At 57.9% G+C, this 17,529-nt stretch carries 17 protein-coding genes; 9 read left to right on the top strand and 8 right to left on the bottom strand.

What is annotated here, in order from left to right; translation table 11 throughout:
- Positions 1–41 precede the first annotated feature (41 nt).
- From AM218_RS09815 to AM218_RS09795, 5 genes are all read right to left on the bottom strand, one after another.
- The gene (locus tag AM218_RS09815; protein WP_054413703.1) at positions 42–2,372 is read right to left on the bottom strand and encodes a GAF domain-containing protein; all 2,331 of its coding nucleotides are present in this window, start codon (positions 2,370–2,372) and stop codon (positions 42–44) included.
- Positions 2,373–2,453: 81 nt separating this feature from the next.
- Positions 2,454–3,011 carry a hypothetical protein gene (locus AM218_RS09810; RefSeq protein WP_054413702.1) on the bottom strand — a complete coding sequence of 186 codons (558 nt, stop codon included), beginning with the start codon at positions 3,009–3,011 and terminating at the stop codon, positions 2,454–2,456.
- A 109-nt stretch (positions 3,012–3,120) separates the two neighbouring features.
- Entirely contained in the window at positions 3,121–4,011 is an 891-nt protein-coding gene (locus AM218_RS09805; RefSeq protein WP_054413701.1) for a T9SS type A sorting domain-containing protein, read from the bottom strand.
- A gap of 162 nt (positions 4,012–4,173) precedes the next feature.
- Positions 4,174–4,878 (bottom strand): hypothetical protein, encoded by a 705-nt coding sequence (locus tag AM218_RS09800; protein WP_157547618.1) that lies wholly within the window; start codon positions 4,876–4,878, stop codon positions 4,174–4,176.
- A 292-nt stretch (positions 4,879–5,170) separates the two neighbouring features.
- Positions 5,171–6,589: a dicarboxylate/amino acid:cation symporter gene (locus AM218_RS09795; RefSeq protein WP_054413699.1), complete on the bottom strand. Its 1,419-nt coding sequence runs from the start codon at positions 6,587–6,589 to the stop codon at positions 5,171–5,173.
- A gap of 163 nt (positions 6,590–6,752) precedes the next feature.
- Here AM218_RS09795 and AM218_RS09790 point away from each other — a divergent pair, with 163 nt between their 5' ends.
- A complete protein-coding gene (locus AM218_RS09790; RefSeq protein ID WP_071843753.1) occupies positions 6,753–7,808 on the top strand; it encodes a dipeptide epimerase in 1,056 nt (351 codons plus the stop codon).
- Here the strand turns inward: AM218_RS09790 and AM218_RS09785 are convergent.
- The gene (locus AM218_RS09785; protein ID WP_157547617.1) at positions 7,801–8,379 is read right to left on the bottom strand and encodes a DUF6799 domain-containing protein; all 579 of its coding nucleotides are present in this window, start codon (positions 8,377–8,379) and stop codon (positions 7,801–7,803) included. The two genes, AM218_RS09790 and AM218_RS09785, sit on opposite strands and share 8 nt — an antisense overlap.
- Before the next feature lie 165 nt (positions 8,380–8,544).
- Between AM218_RS09785 and AM218_RS09780 the strand changes: the two genes are divergently transcribed.
- Complete coding sequence (locus tag AM218_RS09780) at positions 8,545–8,994, top strand: MarR family winged helix-turn-helix transcriptional regulator (RefSeq protein WP_054415484.1); 450 nt, start codon at positions 8,545–8,547, stop codon at positions 8,992–8,994.
- 36 nt (positions 8,995–9,030) lie between these two features.
- Positions 9,031–9,693: a YceI family protein gene (locus AM218_RS09775; protein WP_054413696.1), complete on the top strand. Its 663-nt coding sequence runs from the start codon at positions 9,031–9,033 to the stop codon at positions 9,691–9,693.
- Positions 9,694–9,779: 86 nt separating this feature from the next.
- Here AM218_RS09775 and AM218_RS09770 read toward each other — a convergent pair whose 3' ends face one another.
- Positions 9,780–10,337 (bottom strand): hypothetical protein, encoded by a 558-nt coding sequence (locus AM218_RS09770; protein ID WP_054413695.1) that lies wholly within the window; start codon positions 10,335–10,337, stop codon positions 9,780–9,782.
- 338 nt (positions 10,338–10,675) lie between these two features.
- Between AM218_RS09770 and AM218_RS09765 the strand changes: the two genes are divergently transcribed.
- The 6 genes from AM218_RS09765 (at position 10,676) to AM218_RS09740 (ending at position 16,301) form a co-directional block, all read left to right on the top strand.
- The gene (locus AM218_RS09765; protein ID WP_054415482.1) at positions 10,676–10,957 is read left to right on the top strand and encodes an ATP-dependent Clp protease adaptor ClpS; all 282 of its coding nucleotides are present in this window, start codon (positions 10,676–10,678) and stop codon (positions 10,955–10,957) included.
- Between the two features lie 95 nt (positions 10,958–11,052).
- Positions 11,053–11,667 carry a recombination mediator RecR gene (gene recR / locus AM218_RS09760; RefSeq protein WP_054413694.1) on the top strand — a complete coding sequence of 205 codons (615 nt, stop codon included), beginning with the start codon at positions 11,053–11,055 and terminating at the stop codon, positions 11,665–11,667.
- Positions 11,668–11,841: 174 nt separating this feature from the next.
- The gene (locus AM218_RS09755; RefSeq protein ID WP_054413693.1) at positions 11,842–13,266 is read left to right on the top strand and encodes a glycosyltransferase family 2 protein; all 1,425 of its coding nucleotides are present in this window, start codon (positions 11,842–11,844) and stop codon (positions 13,264–13,266) included.
- Positions 13,239–13,814: a hypothetical protein gene (locus tag AM218_RS16565; protein ID WP_157547616.1), complete on the top strand. Its 576-nt coding sequence runs from the start codon at positions 13,239–13,241 to the stop codon at positions 13,812–13,814. Before AM218_RS09755 ends, AM218_RS16565 begins: the two co-directional genes overlap by 28 nt.
- 82 nt (positions 13,815–13,896) lie before the next feature.
- Positions 13,897–15,129: a pyridoxal phosphate-dependent aminotransferase gene (locus AM218_RS09745; protein ID WP_071843752.1), complete on the top strand. Its 1,233-nt coding sequence runs from the start codon at positions 13,897–13,899 to the stop codon at positions 15,127–15,129.
- Between the two features lie 155 nt (positions 15,130–15,284).
- Positions 15,285–16,301, top strand: coding sequence for a bifunctional heptose 7-phosphate kinase/heptose 1-phosphate adenyltransferase (locus AM218_RS09740; RefSeq protein ID WP_054413691.1), 1,017 nt, complete (start codon positions 15,285–15,287; stop codon positions 16,299–16,301).
- Between the two features lie 155 nt (positions 16,302–16,456).
- Here AM218_RS09740 and hemE read toward each other — a convergent pair whose 3' ends face one another.
- The gene (gene hemE / locus AM218_RS09735; RefSeq protein ID WP_054413690.1) at positions 16,457–17,491 is read right to left on the bottom strand and encodes a uroporphyrinogen decarboxylase; all 1,035 of its coding nucleotides are present in this window, start codon (positions 17,489–17,491) and stop codon (positions 16,457–16,459) included.
- Positions 17,492–17,529: the final 38 nt, after the last annotated feature.

Below are 17,529 nucleotides of genomic sequence, written 5' to 3'. Positions count from 1 at the left end.
TTCTGACGGCAGGGGCTTTATACTTGAGTTGGTGCAGAGCTTTACAGCTTCACTTTTACCCGCAGCGCCAGCAGGCCTTTTACGCCCTGCAGCTCTTCCAGCTCTAATTCTTCTACCTCCGGCTCCAGCAGGTTGCGGTCCTGCAGGTAGTCAATGTATTCCATGTACTCGGTGGCTTCCCGCGCCTGGGTGTACACCAGGGCCAGCTGGCCGGGCTGGGTCAACCGCTCGCCGGTACCCAGAATGGTGGCTTTGTCGATGCGCTTCTTGATGATTTCGTAGCGGATGTTGTAGGTGCCGTCCACATCAAACTGGCGCTCGTCCTGCCGGAAGCGGATGCTCAGGGGCTGGCTGTGAATCAGCACCAGCTGAGTGGTTTCCAGCGGCATGGGCAGCTCGGCCTTGAGGGCAGCAGTGCGGCGGGTTATTTCCACCATGGTCAGGAGCTGCCACAGGCGGAGGTTTTTCAGGAAAATGAGGTCGAAAGGCTTATTTTCTACCAGTGCCCCGCCCACGTAAATGTTGTACTCCACGCCATCGGTTTTGAAGCGCTGGAAGTAGTGCGGGAACATCTGCTGGGCCTTTTCTTCCTCCTCGTCCAGGTAGTCGCTCACGGCATCGTTCAGGCGGGTTACGCTCTGCTCAAAAGCCTTGCGCCGCTTGTAGAGAATGCCCAGATCGGGGTCGATATTGTCCCAGTACTCCGTGAGGATGGAGCGAAGCTCGGGCGTGTTAGTGCCCAGGTACTCAAACAGGGGCTCCACCTCCGTCTTTATCGACTCCAGAATGTTGACTTCATCCCCCGTAATAATGCCCTGGCGCAGGCGGCGCAGGTTTTTATTCACGTAGAACTTCAGCTCATCCAGAATAGGCAGCGCCTGAAACTCCGATGCTTTCTTCAGCACCTTATTTGCCAGCGACAAATGCTCAATCAGGTCGCCCTGAATGGCTTCGTTGCGGGCCGTGCTGCTGCCCCGGATATCGGAAGAGCCATGCAGCGGGTACACTTCATGGAACACAATAGCCTCCATTTCGGCGTTTTTGTTGCCGTCCTCAATCTTCTCCAGCAGGTTCAGGGCGGCATCGGTAAAGCGCCACTCCATGGTAGGGTGAATGGCGGTGAACTTCTCCTTGATAATGGCCTGTACCCGCGTCTGAATGTCCTCGGCGTTGCGCTTCACAGCCACCGCGAACAGGGGAATAAAGGGGTTTACCTTTTCCAGGCTGAACTCGTCCAGGTCGCCTACGTTGGGGGAGCCCAACTCTAGCAAACCCACCGTGTCGTCGCCGTAAGGCAAAAGGGCTAAAATGGCGCTTCGGATGCCGATACCCAGAATCTGTTGGCGCAGGTCTTCGGGGATATCCGCGGTTTCCACGTTTTCCAGCACCACGGGCTGCCGCTCCAGCATCAGGCGGGCATAAATCTGGCGAAAACCAGAGCTTACTTCCTGGTTTTGCAGCTGCTTGGTAAGGAAGCTGTGGTTTATTTTTCGGCCAAAATCCACGAAGGCCCGCTTCTTCTCATCATAAGCGGCAATGCCCAGCTGCAGGAAGGGGCGGCCAAACAGCACGCGCAGCTTTTCCTGAATCTGCTCCAGCCGGTCAGAGGCCTGCAGCACGTCGCGCTCCAGCAGGTCATACTTCAGCTCCGAAAGGATTTCCTGGTCGGTTACGTCCACCAGATGCACAATGTTGAAGCCGTGCAGCTCAAACAGCTCCGGTGGCAGCAGTTCTTTCCAGATGTCCAGGCGGTGCAGGTTATGCCCCAGAGTTTCAATCTGCTCGTGGGTGAGCTCCGGCGCTTCGCCCTTCACGCGCACTTCAATAAAAGTACTGTTAAACTCCACGCTGTAGTGCCGGTACAGGCCAATGCTGTAGTCGGGCACAGTGAAGACTACGGTCGTGTCGAGGGGGAGCTTTACGCCGTAAACTTTTTCCAGAATGAGCAGGTAGGCTACCCGCATCATGTACACCTCCATGGTAGCCGCATCCACGTTCAGGGGCTGCTTTACCGTATGGTTGGGGTTCAGCAATACTTCGGCAAAGCGAGGCGTGTGGTAAAAGCTGAACCGGGCAAAGGGCGGGGTAGCCCCGCTTAAATCAGTCGGAAAAGAAGCCGGGGGAAACACCGCCAGCATCAGGGTTTCTACCAGGTCGCAGCCGCACTCCAGGGCCGTCATATCAGTAATGGAGCCGCGGCTCCAGGTGCCCTCCTGCACCTGCGCCATAATGGCCTGCGCCAGGGCGGCGGTGCCTTTGTTGGCATCATGCACCCGCTCCTGCCAATAGGCTATGAGGGGCTCCAGGCTGAGGAAGGTAGCAAAGGGAAATATCCCGGTAGAGGCCGGTCGTTCTAGAGTGTTAAGCTGCATATAGATAGTGGGCGGCAGCAGGCCAACAGGGCCCGCCGGGGCAGATGAAAGTATATACGCAGCCCGGTTCGCCGCGGCTGCCTACCGGCTCAGCACCACCGGCTTTTCTTCCGGGTGGTTATTGGAGGAGTACACATCAACAGGCTTACCATTTACAAGCAGTTGTTTCCTTCGGTTCCGATAGCAGGTCACGCAGCCATCGGCCTCAAAGTCGCCATTAATTTCCAGCATCGTCAGCTCAAAGCGCAGCTTTTCCGCGGTATTGGGCAGATACACGGTGTAGTCGTAGTCGGGCAGCCGGCGGAGGCCCTTTCGGGTGAAGGGCGCCGTGTGTTCCAGCAGAATATAGTCAGCGACAGCCGTGGGCAGCCGAACCACCCGGACGGTATCCGGAGCCAGGCGGGAAGAATCGGGCGGAGTATAGGTGGCTGTCGTGTCCCGGATTTTCCGGATCAGCAGCACACTGTCAATTTCCCGGACCCGAAACCCGTTACCACTGGCCGAGTCCTGCAGATTAAAGCGCAGAAACAAGCTGTCGGCGTGGGCATCCTGGCAGTCAACGGCGGAGTTTCCGCAGCAGGCGGCTACCAGCAGCATCAGCAGCAATACAAAACAAACGGAGGCGAGGCGGGAAATCATCAGCGGTAAAGATAAAGGATATGCGCCTGCCCACAGTAAAGACCCTTATAGCACCAACAGCGCCGGTCCTTTGCGGAACCGGCGCTGTTGGTATCTTATAATAGGGCGGTTATTCTTTCACAAACCGCTTGGTTTCCACCCCGCTGCGGGTGGTTATCTTAAAGAAATAAGTGCCACGGGCCAGGTCAGCTACCTGCACTGCCTGCGAATAAGTGCCTTTATTCTGCTTTTGATCAACAATGGTGCGCAGGGCGCTGCCGCGGCCGTCCAGTAGCTCCACGGTTACCGGGCCGGCCTTCTTTACCTCGTAGGTTAGCTGGCTGGTAGGAGCCACCGGGTTCGGATATACGGCTGCCTCGCCACTTACCTGTTGCTGCTGGTTGCGCCGGGAATGCGCCGGGGCGTTGGGGTTAAGCAGCAGAAAGGAAACAGGCTTGAAATAGCGGCGCTGCCCATTGTGCTGGCGGCCAGCTTTGGCGGGGGCGTTTTCCGGAGTGGTGGCGGGGTATTTTGCCCGGATAGCCTGCAAATCGGCCTGCCACTGGGCTTGCTGCGGCTGTACCTCGGCGGCCAGCTGGCTGATAGCCGCCTGGTACTTCTGCGCCAGCGGCTTCACCTGCTCCATAATAGCGCGGCGTTGTGTGTGCAGCTGTTTCAGCTGCTCTTTCTGGGCATCGGTCAGCGCAACGTGTGCTTGTGGCTGAGCCTGCTGCGGTGGATTGGCGGCCCGGAAGCTGCGGCGAAGCTGTTTTTCCTGCCTGCGTAGCGACTGCAGCTGCTCCCGATAAGCGGTAAGCTGGGTTTTATCGGTGGCGGAAAGCTGGGTTTCCAGCTTCAGGCGCTGCTGGCGCACTACCGGCATCACCGTTTGCTGCAGGTAGGTGTGTATTTCCTGGCGGGCCGGCGACTTAGCGGGGCGGCCATTTTGGGCGAGGGAGGCCGTGGTCATCAGCAACACAGCCAGAGCTGCCAGCAGCGACCGAAGGGAGAAAGTTTTCATACGGAAGAAGGGCAAAAAGATAAAGTATCGGGTTATGCCCTATAGAGGGCTGCCGCCGCCCTGAGTTTAACTGCCCACCAGAAAAAAAACCGCTACAGAATGCTCTGTAGCGGTTTTTCTATATATGCAGGCTTAGATACTGCAGTAAAATCTGGCGACTTTTTACTCCTCATCATCCTCGGCCGGCTTCACCGGGGCGGGAGCGGGGGCTGCTTCATAGGGTCTGCCCGTTGCCACTTCCTGTTCTTCGTCGCCCAGCTGCCCGGTACTCAGCAGGCGGGTGCGCAGCAGGGTAGAAGCCGTATCCAGCTGCGGTTTAATTTTAGCCAGCGCACTTTTCAGGGCTTCCGTATCGGCCAGACGCGGGCCCATGCTCTGCGAATAGCCGTGGTACATGGCCACCTTAATATTGGAGTCGCCGGTACCCTCATAGGTGCCCAATACTTCGCCCTTAGCATCTACTACCTGCAATTGCGCGCGCACGTGGGTGCGGAAAAACTCCAGAGGTAAGCCAAACAGGCTCGGCATCAGGAAGCCTGCCATCTGAATGGCGTGCAGGGCTTTGCCGTGCCGGGAGGCTTTGGCTTCCAGAATCTGCAGCTTAAGGTAGCCAAACCGCGCGCTGCTGTCGTTGCTCTCTACTAGGTTCTGCTTGGTTTCGCGCTTGAACAGCTGGACCGGATCTTCCGGCAGGGAGCCTTCCGTCTTATCCATGGGCCCGTTTTCTACCCTTACTTCCATCTCCGGCAGCTTGGTGCTCAGCGCCATCGGCGAAGGCTGATATAAGAGCTTGCTGCCGGATTTGCATCCGCCCAGCATCAACGAAGAAACACTCAGGAGCAGGAGTAGAGGTTGGGCCAGGCGCATAGTGGATAGCAGAGTAGGGGTGGCGAAAAAAAGATTTCGAAGTTAACACCCTGCTTCCTAGATAGGTGCTTTATAAAGTTGTAAAATTTTGTTATTACATATAATTATAGTAATAATTTTAATATTTTTATAAATAATGTCGTGAATGGTCTAAATAATAGGACTTAAATTATTTTTAATTGTTGAGCCAGCCGGTCTTTCGGCCCGAATTCTATAACTCTTGGGTTTAGAAAGCGGAAGTCCGGCTCTGCGGAACGCAGAGCCGGACTTCCGAATTAAGCTGCAAATGAAATTACCCTGCGTGCTGTACCAGGGTGCTGTCGGCTTCGGCCAGGTCTGTTATCGGTGCCGCGTGGTAGTTGTCTATAAACTCGCCTTCCCACCGCGCAATTACGGCCGTGGCCAGGCAGTTGCCGGTCACGTTTACGGCCGTGCGGGCCATGTCCATCAGGGCATCAATACCCAGAATGATGAATACCGGCCAGGCGGGCAGATTAAATGAGGCTACGGTAGCCAGCAGAATCACCAAAGAAGCCCGCGGCACACCCGCTACGCCTTTGCTGGTGAGCATGAGCGTGAACACCATAATCAGCTGCTGACCAAACGACAGATCAATGCCGGCTGCCTGAGCTACGAATACCGAAGCCAACGACAGATACAGCGTAGTGCCATCCAGGTTAAAGGAGTAGCCGGTAGGCATTACAAAGGCCACCACGCGGCGGGGTACGCCAATGCTTTCCATGGCTTCCATAGCGCGGGGCAGCGCTGCCTCCGAGGAAGTAGTGGCAAAGGCAATGCTCACAGGCTCGGCAATGGCCTGCACAAAGCGCTTCACGGGAATGCGGGCAATAAGCGCAATGGGCAGCAGCACCAGCAGGATAAAGGCAATAAGCGCCCCATAAAGCGTGAGCAGCAGCTGGAATGCATTCAGCAGGGGCGCGAAGCCCATTTTGCCTACCGTGTAGGCCATAGCGCCACCCACCCCGATGGGGGCGAAGTACATCACCACATTGGTGAATTTGAACATCACCTCCGACAGGCTCTCCGACCATTCCAGCATGGGCTTGCGGTGCTTCTGGTGCACCATGGCCAGGCCAATGGCGAAGATTATGGCAAACACCACCACCTGCAGCACCTGCCCATCGGCCACGGATTTGGCAATATTCTCGGGGAAGATGTGCAGGATAATATCGGAGGTGCTTTGGTTAACGGCCTCCAGCTTCTCGGTATCGGCCTGAATGCTGCCCTGGTTGATGCCGACGCCGGCTTTGGTCAGGTTAATGGCGGCCAGACCGATGAACAGGGCAAACGTGGTAACTACTTCAAAATACACTAGGGCTTTCAAACCCATCTTGCCCACCTGCTTAAGGTCGGCGTGGCCGGCAATGCCTACCACCAGCGTACCGAATACCAGCGGCGCAATAATGGTTTTCACCAGCCGCAGGAATACGTCGCTGAGCACTTTCAGGCTGACGGCCTGTACCGGGAAGTCGTGCCCGATTTCGGCCCCTACCAGCATGCTGACTACAATCCAGAACGTAAGGGAGCGGCGCTGGGTACCATAGGCTACCAGCGCGAGCAGGGCCACCCAACGGGCAACCAGCGGCACAGTGGGCGCCAGGGGCACCACCTGATAGGCGCTGAGCAGCGAGAGCACGGCCGCCACAATAAATAAAATAAGAACCAGAGGAGTGAGGCGGGAAAGCTTCATGCGGGCAAGTGAGGGGGACAAACTGGGGGAATGTCAGCAAAGATAGGTTTTTGGGTTAGCTAAGCGTAACCTCCCGGCGGCGGCCTCGCTCCGCGGCTTTCAACCCACGGCTATTTCCGCGTTATTTGATGCCTCATGCCCGGCTCTTTTTCCGGCTGCTATTATGCTTCACTGGTCTTTGCACCCCCGCACGCTGCCGCTGCGCTACACCTGGAAAATAGCCCGCAACGCCTCCACCGAAAAGGTAAATCTGCTGGTGCGCGTAGGGCGGGAGGGCAGCGGCGGGCCCGTAGGCTGGGGCGAAGCCGCCCCCAACGTCCGCTACGGGGAGTCGCCAGAAAGCCTGCAGGCCGATTTCGCCCAGCTGCTGGCCGCCGGCCTGCCGCACGTAGATGATGAGCATGACCTGCACGAATTACTGAATGCGCAGCACCCTGCCCATGCCTTGCGCTTTGCGCTGGAGTCGGCCTTTATCCACTATGCCGCCGCCCGCAAAGGGCAGTCGGTAGGCGAATACCTGGGGCTGCCAGCGGCGCCGGGCACAGTGCCCACGGCTTTTTCGCTGCCCATTATGGAGCCCGGCGCAGTGCCGGAATTTGTGCGTGCGCATGCGGTAGCGCGCTTTCCGCTGCTCAAACTAAAGGTAAATCAGGAAAGCGGCTATGCCCTGCTGCAAGCCCTGACAGAGTGCCTGCCCGGCCACCCGCTGCTGATTGATGGCAACGAAGCCTGGCAGGAGCCCGACAGCCTGCTGCAGTTTCTGGAGCAGGCCCAAACGCTGCCCGGCCTGCGGGTACGCCTGCTGGAGCAGCCCATGCCCGCCGCCTGCCTGGAAGCCTACCAATACTTGCGCAACCGCAGCCCGTTCCCGGTATTTGCCGATGAGTCGGTAACCGATACGGCTGACTTTGCCGAGGTGGCCCGGCAGTTTCATGGCGTGAATATGAAACTAATGAAGGCCGGCGGATACCGCAACGGCCTTCATATTCTGGAACAAACCCGTGCCCACGGGCTGCAAACCATGCTGGGCTGCATGGTAGAAACCTCCCTGGGTATCTGGTCGGCGCTGCAGGTAAGTCCGCTGGCTCAGGTCTGCGACTTGGACGGCTTCCTGATTGTGCGCGACGAGCCCTTTGAGCTGGTGCAGGAAAAGCAGGGGCTGCTCACCGCCCAGGCAGCGCTGCCTGCGCTGGACCAGGCGCACCCCGTCGTTATTTAATATTCTTCAGCTGCTCTTCCAAGGCTTGAATCTGCTGGTCCAGCTGCGCCGTATCGGTGGGGCGCTGGGCATTCACGCTCAACAGGCTGATTTTCTGATTCAGCAGCTGAATTTTCTGGGCCATCAGGTCCAGGCGGGTGTTCAGGGTGGTCAGGCGCGCATCAAATGTCTCGGGCGAAATAGCGGCGCCTTTTTCTACGTAGCGGTCAAATTGCGCGTCGGCGGGGGCTTTTTCACCACGGGCGGCGGCGGCGCTGCCGGGCGTGGCAAACACAATATCACCCTTGGCCGTTACGTAGTCGCCTTCGCGCAGGGTGGTCATTTTGCCGCCTGGCAACTCTACAATACCGCTTTTATAGTTGATTTTGGTGCCGTTGGCCAATCGGATATTTTGCGTGAGGCCAGTGCTCTGGTTGCCCTGGCGCAGAACTACGGTGCCGTTCTGCATCACGTATTGCGCGTTGGCGCTAACGGTTTGCTTGGTTTGCGGCGTGGTTTTAGCTTGGGCCGCCACGCCCAGGGGCGCCAGCAGGACAAAGCTCAGAAGCAGGGTAGGGAAGAAGCTTTTCATGGGAGTTTTTTCTGCGGTGATTTCGGCCTTCATACGCAACCCCGCCGGAGAAGGTCGAAGGCAGGCGGCCGAACTAATAAATTTCAGAAAGTTGTGAACTGTGTTTGTACATTAAATGTATATACATATATTTGCAACGGATTCTTGATGACCCAGCCTGGCAGTATGAAAATTGAAGACGAAATTCAGCAACGCACTTTCCAGAGCGAGTATCATAAGCTGCACATCAACCTGGTGTTTACGGCAAACTGGCTGCAGTTCCGGCAAAGTGTAGCCTTCAAGGAGTTTGGCCTCACGCTGCCCCAGTTTAACGTGCTGCGCATTCTGCGGGGCCAGCACCCCAAGCCAGCTACCGTCAACCTACTCATTGAGCGCATGCTGGATAAAACCAGCAACGCCTCCCGTATTGTAGACAAGCTGGAGGCCAAGGGCCTGGTAACCCGCACCGTGTGCCCCAGCAACCGCCGGGCCGTGGACATCCGCATTACCGAGTCCGGGCTGGACCTGCTCCAGCGCATGGATTCTGTGGTGTCCAATGCCACCCTGGGCCTGCAAAATCTCACCGAGCAAGAAGCTTCTCAACTCAATGCGCTGCTGGATAAGCTGCGCGGTTAATTAATACACTTCTCTTTTCCTTTTTTTCTTTCTGTTATGAAAAAGATTCTTTTCCCCGCTCTGCTGGCTTTCACCCTCCTGGCTGCTCCTTCTTTCGCTCAGTCTCCGGTAGCTAACTCGGCGGGCACCAGCGCCCCCCGCGCTGCCAAAGCAACCAAGGCTTCCGTAGCCGCTTACAAGCTGCAGCCGCAGCTGAGCACGCTGGGCTGGTTGGGTAAAAAAGTAGGTGGCCAGCACAACGGCACGGCGCAGTTCCAGCAGGGCGACCTGCTCGTGCGCGGCAATAAGCTGGTAGGCGGCACCGTAACGGTGGACATGAACTCCATCAAAAACGAAGACCTGAAAGATCAGGAGTACAACGGTAAGCTCATGGGCCACCTGCGTTCCGATGACTTCTTCAGCGTGGAGAAATTCCCCACCGCAACCCTGAAAATCACCAGCCTGGCACCTATTAAGGCCGATGCCCAGGGCAACAACATGCGCATCACCGGCGACCTGACCATTAAAGGCATCACCAAGCCCGTTAGCTTCCCCGCCAAAGTAGGCGTGAAGAACGGAGTAGCGGCTGCCAGCGGCACGGCCATCATCGACCGCACCCAGTATGATGTTAAGTACGGCTCTACCCTGTTTGGTGCTGCTGCCGACAAAGCCATTGACAATGACTTCGCACTGAGCTTCAACGTAATTGCCAAGAAGTAAGCAGCCCCGCTGCTGCCTTGTGGCAACCATAAAAAAGCCCCGGATACTGCGGTATCCGGGGCTTTTTTGTGCAGTGTGTTTAGCGTTTAATCGGCCAGTGGCAGCTCCCGCGGCAGCTCAAACTTGAGGTTGCGGCTTTTGGTGCGGGCATGGAGCTGGGTTAGAAAATCATCCAGCTCCGCTTTATACTCCAGCCATAAATCCTCGTGCAGGTTGTTCAGAATCAGCTGGGTGGTGCGGGCCGCTAACCGGGCGGTGCCCACATACACCCCGTTGTAGGGGCTTTCAAACTGCCCGGTATAGTTATCGAATATCAGCCGGAGCGTGTACAGGTTCAGGTCTACCTCCAGCTTTTTGTCTTTGGTAACGCGGCGGGCGCGCGCCACTTCCTTGGTGGCTTTCTGCAGGGCTTTGGTGAGGCTGCGGTTGAGCAGGCGGCCGGTTACAGCCACATTAAACAGCTCATGGATGCGGTCGGCGGCCTCTTCGTACACGGTTTCCACCGTCACCTCGGGCGTCAGCTCAAAGCTTAGGGTATCATACAACTCTGCATCCCGGCGCACGGCGCGCAGCAGCAGGGTTTCTTTCTCTTTGTCAGAGAGGCGCTTCAGGGCTTTTTTGAAGTCGGCGGAGGGAACAGGCATAAGGGAAGCTGCCGGAATTAGCGGAACAAAAAATGCTGGCGGGGCCCCGCACATCCGGCAAAGAAAGCAACTCCCGGCCAGCGGTGCCCATAGCTGCACTGGTACTGTGGCCGGGGCGCAAAGGTTCTGGCCGGCCAGGGCCGCTGCCGGAGTGAAAGACCCGGTTTATCCGCTTCAGCGGCCGCCGGCAAGCCCTGGCCGGAGCGGCTGAAAAAGCCGGAACCAGCCTGTTTTTTCCTTCCTTTTCTGCGAAACGATTCTGCCCACCAGGGGGTTATAGTACTCTGAATAGCACTTTGTAGCACGCTTTTTTGGCCGTTTTTTCGTATTTTTGCCCCATGAATACCAAACCGCAAATCAATTACGACGAGGACGTTCTGTTGCTGGAGGAAACCATTGATGTACGCGACCTGATTGTGTACAACGATGACGTAAATACCTTCGACCACGTCATTAAAACCCTCATCGATGTATGCGGCCACGAGCCAGAGCAGGCCGAGCAATGTACCTTGCTGATTCATTACAAAGGGCAGTGTACCGTTAAGCATGGCGCCTTTGATGAGCTGGCCGGCATGTGCACCGCCATCCACGACCGCGGCATCTCGGCGGACGTGCTTTAATTCAGTTACGAGTTGTCAGTTACCAGTTGCCAGTGCCCGTGGCCTGTTGGTAACCACCTGGCAACTGGTAGCTGACAACTCGTAACTGCAACTGAATGGAATTCCCCTCCAAACTGATAGAAAACGCCGTGGGTGAGCTAGCGAAGCTGCCCGGTATCGGCAAAAAAACCGCGCTACGGCTGGCCCTGCACCTGCTGAAGGCTGAAACCGATGCCACTGCCTCTCTGGCGGAGGCGCTGGCCAAAATGCGCTTCGATATTCGCTACTGCGATACCTGCCACAATATCTCCGACACGGAGAAATGCGGCATCTGCGCCAATCCGCTCCGCGACCATAGCACTGTGTGCGTGGTATCAGATATCCGCGACGTTATTGCCATTGAAAACACCGGCCAGTATCAGGGCACTTACCACGTGCTGGGCGGCGTTATTTCGCCTATTGAAGGCATTGGCCCCAGCGACCTGCAGATTGAGTCTTTGGTAGAGCGTTTGGGCGAGCCGGAGTCGGAAGTGAAAGAAGTCATCCTGGCCATTAGCCCCACTATGGAGGGCGACACCACGGCCTTCTTCCTTTCCCGCAAGCTGCGCGACTTCCCGCAGGTGCACATCAGCACCATTGCCCGCGGCGTGCCCATGGGCGGCGAGCTGGAATATGCCGATGAAATTACGCTGGGCCGCTCCATTATAGAGCGCCAGCGTCAGGCCAAATAACCGCGGTGGTTAAGGCCGATACAGCCACCGGTTTCTATTACTGAAAAGCCCTGGTGTAGGCTCGTACGCCAGGGCTTTTTGCAGGAATAAAAGGCCGTACCCTCTTTCCCGGCCGCACAGTACGCAAGTCTGCTTACCTTTCGTGACTGTTCGATTTCTGCCCCCGCCGCGCCCGTGAAGCTTTCCGTCGTTATTGTCAACTACAACGTCTGCTATTTCCTGGAGCAGGCGTTGTTGTCGGTGCGCAAGGCGGTGGCAAAGCTGGGGGAGCCGGCAGAAGTGTTTGTGGTGGATAATAACTCCGTGGATGGCTCCGTAGCCATGGTGCGGGCCCGCTTTCCGGAGGTTGTTCTCATCGAAAACAAAGACAACCCCGGCTTCAGCAAAGCCAACAACCAAGCCCTGCGGCAGGCTTGCGGCCAGTACGTGCTCCTGCTGAACCCCGATACCGTGGTAGAAGAAGATACCTTCCGGCTGTGCTGCGCCTTTATGGATGCGCACCCCACGGCGGGAGGACTGGGCGTGAAAATGCTGGACGGGCAGGGCAGGTTTCTGCCGGAAAGTAAGCGCGGTCTTCCCACGCCCCGGGTGGCATTTTACAAGATATTCGGGCTGGCGCAGCTGTTTCCCCGCTCGCGCACGTTTGGGCGCTACCACCTGGGCTACCTCGACAAAGAACAGACCCACGAAATTGAAGTGCTCAGTGGCGCTTTTATGCTGATGCGCCGGCAGGCGCTGGACCAGGTGGGTCTGCTGGATGAGGATTACTTTATGTACGGCGAGGACATTGACCTCTCGTACCGGCTCACGCGCGGAGGCTGGAAAAACTATTATTTCCCGGGCACCCGCATCATCCATTACAAAGGCGAGAGTACCCGGCGCACCAGCATCAACTATGTGTTTGTGTTTTACCGGGCCATGGTCATTTTTGCCCGCAAGCACTTTGCGCCCGAGCGGGCCGGCCTGTTTGCACTGCTGATTAATCTGGCCATCTGGCTGCGGGCCGGGGCGGCGGTAGCGCAGCGCCTGCTCATGCAGGCTGCCCCCATGCTGCTGGACGCTGCCCTTATTATTGGGGGCATGTATTTGCTGAAGGTTTATTGGGAAGACTACCACAAGTACGGTCCCACGCCCTACCCGCCGCAGTTTATGCTGGTAGCCGTGCCGGTTTATACTGCGGTGTGGCTGGCGGCCGCCTATTTCAGCGGGGCCTACGATAAACCGGTGCACACCCTGCGCATTGTGCGGGGCATCTTCTTCGGTACCATTCTGATTTCCGCTGCGTCCAATTTTTTTGATGCCTGGCGTTTTTCCAAGGCCCTTATTATTCTGGGGGGCGTCTGGGCCGTGGCCGCCCTGCTGCTACGCCGGCTCCTCACGCATTTTCTCCGCCACCGCAACTTCCGTCTGCTGAAGGAGAAGCAGAAGAACATTGCCATTGTGGGCTCGGCGGCCGAAAGCCAGCGCGTGCGCTTCCTGCTGAAAAATGCCGGCGTGCGGACCCGCATCATGGGCTACGTGAGTCCGGTGGCGGTGGCCTCGCAGGAAGCCCCCGGGACCTGCTGGGGGAGGTGCGCCAGATGGAAGAAATTATCCTGATTTACGGCATTAATGAGGTGATTTTTTGTGGCAAAGATTTGTCGGCCAGCGAGATAATGGCCCTTATGGTGAACCTGCCCCAACCGCGGCAGCGCCCCGTGAGCTACAAAATTCTGCCCGAAGACAGCCAGTACATCATTGGCAGCTCCAGCAAAGACACCCCCGGCGACTACTATACCCTGGAAATTGCCCTGAATCTGTTTCAGCCCCGATACATTCGTAATAAGCGGCTGCTGGATGTGCTGAGCAGCGTGGCCTTGCTGCTTACCGCCCCGCTGTTGGTGTGGCTGGTAGAGCAAAAGGAGGGTTTCCTGCGCAATTGTCTGCGGGTGCTCATGGGGCAGCGCACCTGGGTGGGGCTGCGCTACGCGGCTGGCCCCCGCCGCATGACCCAGGCCATTCTTTCCCCCGCCGATGCCGGTGCCCCCGCCACTCCGCTATCCGATGCCACCAAACAGCGGCTGGAGCTGCTGTATGCCCGGGATTATACTACCGGTACCGATCTGAGCCTATTGCTGCGGTGCTTTCGGTGGCTGGGGCAGGAGTAGAGCCTTTTGGTTGCTGCTTCTGAGTCCGTACATTCCCGTACTTTTAACCCGTCTTTCCCACCCACCCATTTGCCTTGTTGCCATGTCACCAACTGTTGACTCGCTCGCTCCTTCGCCAACCTCCGTTCTGTCAGACCGCATCAACACCATGCAGGAGTCGCAGACCATTGCCATGGCCAAAAAAGGCCGCGAGCTGGCCGCACAGGGCATCGATATTATCAGCCTGAGCTTTGGCGAGCCTGATTTTCAGACGCCGCAATACATCAAGGACGCCGCCAAAAAGGCCATTGACGAAGGCTACACCTTCTACACGCCCGTGCCCGGCTACCCCGAGCTGCGCCAGGCCATCTGCGACAAGCTCCTGCGCGAAAATCAGCTGAGCTTCAAGCCCGAGAATATTGTGGTGAGCACCGGGGCTAAGCAGGCCCTGGCCAATGCCGTGATGAGCCTGGTAAACCCCGGCGACGAGGTTATCGTGTTTGCGCCGTACTGGGTGAGCTACGAAGAGATGGTAAAGCTGGCGGAAGGTACGCCGGTAACGCTGATGGGCACGCTGGAAAACGGCTATAAAGTAACGGCCGCCCAGCTGGAGCAGGCTATTACGCCCCGCACCAAGCTCATCATGTACTCCTCGCCGTGCAACCCCACCGGCGCTGTTTTTAGCCGGGAAGAGCTGGCCGATATTGCCGCCGTGGTGGCCCGCCACCCCCAGGTGCACGTGCTGGCCGATGAGATTTATGAGTACATCAATTTTGTGGGCGAGCATGTAAGCATGGCGCAGTTCGCGGAAATAAAGGACCGGGTAATAACCGTGAATGGCTTCTCGAAAGGCTATGCCATGACGGGCTGGCGCGTGGGCTACCTGGCCGCAAGCAAGGAAATTGCCGGCGCCTGCGAGAAAATGCAGAGCCAGATTACCTCCGGCACCTGTTCCATTGCCCAGCGTGCGGCCCTGGCGGCCCTGCAGGGCGGGCGCTCTTCCGCCGATGAGATGGTAACCGCCTACCGCCGCCGCCGCGACCTAGTGCTGGAGCTGGTGAAAGACATTCCCGGTTTCCGCACGCCCACGCCCAGCGGCGCTTTCTATGTATTCCCGGATGTGAGCGGCTATTTCGGCAAACTGACGCCCGATGGCAGCACCATTCAGAACGCCACGGATCTGGCCATGTACATGCTCAACGACGGCCACGTAGCCGCCGTGAGCGGCGACGCTTTTGGCGCACCCAACTGCATTCGTTTCAGCACCGCCGCCGCAGATGAGAAGCTGCGCGAAGCCTTTACCCGCATCAAAAACAGCCTGGCCAAACTACATTAAAGAAAGTAGCGCGAAGCGCCGGCTTCGCGGACGAGCAGAGCGAGTAGCAGGCGTCTGCCTACGTTAGAACTCGCTCTGCTCGTCCGCGAAGCCGGCGCTGCGCGCTACAGCGCAACTTCCTACCTTTGCGGCTTCATTTCCCTGAATTTGTTGTGATGCCCGCTGCCACCGTTCCACCTACTTCCCTTGCTGATTTATTTGATGCGTTCAACCACCTGACCGTGCTCATTGTGGGCGACGTGATGATGGATGCCTACGTGTGGGGAAAGGCTGGCCGACTGTCGCCGGAAGCGCCGGTGCCCATCGTGAATGTAAGCCGCACGGAGCAGCGCCTGGGCGGAGCCGCCAACGTTGCCCTGAACGTGCAGGCGCTGGGCGCTACGCCGCTGTTGTGCGCCGTGATAGGCGAGGACCAGGGCGGCAACCAAATGCTGGATCTGCTGCGCGAGAATAACCTGTCGGCCGAAGGCATTGTGCGCAGTACGCACCGGCCCACCACCGTGAAGCAGCGTATTCTGGCCCACGGCCAGCAGCTCCTGCGCATCGATTCCGAAGTAGAGCACAACCTCAACCAGGAAGAAAATGCCGCCCTCACCACGCGCTACGCCGCCCTGCTGGACCGTGCCGATGTCGTGATTTTTGAAGACTACGACAAGGGTGTGCTCGGCGAAGCCAGTATCACCCGCTTTATTGAGTTGGCCCGGGAGCGGGGCATCCCCACCGTGGTAGACCCCAAGAAAAAGAACTTTCTGGCCTACCGCCACTGCACACTGTTCAAGCCTAACCTGAAAGAGCTGCGGGAAGGCTTGAAGCTTGAGTTTGAAGATACCGACGCCGCCCGCCCGCAGTTTGAGGCCGCTGTAGACCGCCTGCGCGAGCTTTTACTGCCGGAAATTGTGCTGGTGACGCTCTCTGAGCGGGGCGTTTTTGTGGAAGATGGCGCCACCCAACGCACCTACATTCCCGCGCATCTGCGTAGCATCTCCGATGTTTCCGGCGCCGGCGACACCGTTATCAGTATTGCCGCGCTGTGCGTGGCGCTGGGCATGGCCCCGCCCGTTACCGCCGCGCTGGCCAACCTGGGCGGCGGACTGGTATGCGAGCAGGTGGGGGTAGTGCCCATTGAAAAACAACTGCTCCTGGTCGAAGCTCAGGAAAACAAGGTGTTTTAAACCTAAAAGTAAAACGTGTCATCCTGACGCAGGAAGGACCTTATCACGGCTGAACGATAATCGTAACAACGATTCGTCTAGCGGGATAAGGTCCTTCCTGCGTCAGGATGACACGTTTATGAGGCGGCCACTTTTACTATGATGGCCCGGCCTGCTTAGTGGCGCATTTTAACGCTGTATTCCTTCACCGTGTCAATAAACACGCGCACGTTGTCGGGGTCGGTATCAGGGTATACGCCGTGGCCCAGGTTGGCAATGTGGTGGTAGGGGCCAAACTGGTCCAGCATCTGAATAGTAGCCTGCCGCACTTGCTCGCGGGTACCGTAGAGGGCGCAGGGGTCCAGGTTGCCCTGCAGGGTTTTGTCGCCTACCAGGGGGCGTACCGCGCGCGGGTCCTGGTTCCAGTCCAGCCCAATGGTGCGGCAGGGGAGTTGCGCGAAGTCGCCCACGGCCCAGAAAGCGCCTTTGGCAAACACCGTAACCGGCACTTCCGGAATGGCCGCGCAGATTTCGGCAATGTAGCGCGTGCTAAACTCCGCGTAATGCGCTGGCGGCAGAATACCAGCCCACGAATCGAATACCTGAATCAGGTTGGCGCCGGCCTGCACCTGGGCACGCAGGTAAGCAATGGTGGTATCGGTGATTTTGCGCAGCAGCTCGTGCGCCAGCGCCGGATTGGTGTACAGCATCCGGCGGGCTTTGCTGAAGGTTTTGGAGCCGTGGCCTTCCACCATGTAGGCCAGAATCGTCCAGGGGGCGCCGGCAAACCCGATGAGCGGCACACGGCCGTTCAGGGCGCGCTTGGTCACCCGAATGGCTTCCAGCACGTAGCCCAGGTGCTCTTCAGGGTCGGCCACACGCATGCGGGCCACGTCCTGCGCGGTTTTAATGGTTTCGGGGAAGAGCGGGCCGCGCGCCTCAATCATTTCATAGGTGAGGCCCATGGCTTCGGGTACCACCAGAATATCCGAGAAAATAATGGCGGCATCCACGTCCAGCGCATCTACGGGCTGAATAGTGACTTCCGCAGCCAGATCCGGCGTTTCTACCAGCTCTTTGAAGCCACTGAGGCGGGCGCGCAGGGCACGATACTCGGGCAGGATACGGCCCGCCTGGCGCATCAGCCATACGGGGGTACGTTCAGTCTGTTCGCCGCAGGCGGCACGAAGGAGGAGGTCGTTTTTAATCACAGATTTCGCTGATTAGAGGCCGGAAAGCGGCGCTGTCA

Origin of the sequence: Hymenobacter sp. DG25A (genome assembly GCF_001280305.1) — a bacterium.
Taxonomy (GTDB): Bacteria; Bacteroidota; Bacteroidia; order Cytophagales; family Hymenobacteraceae; genus Hymenobacter.
This window is presented reverse-complemented; position numbering and strand designations above follow the sequence as displayed.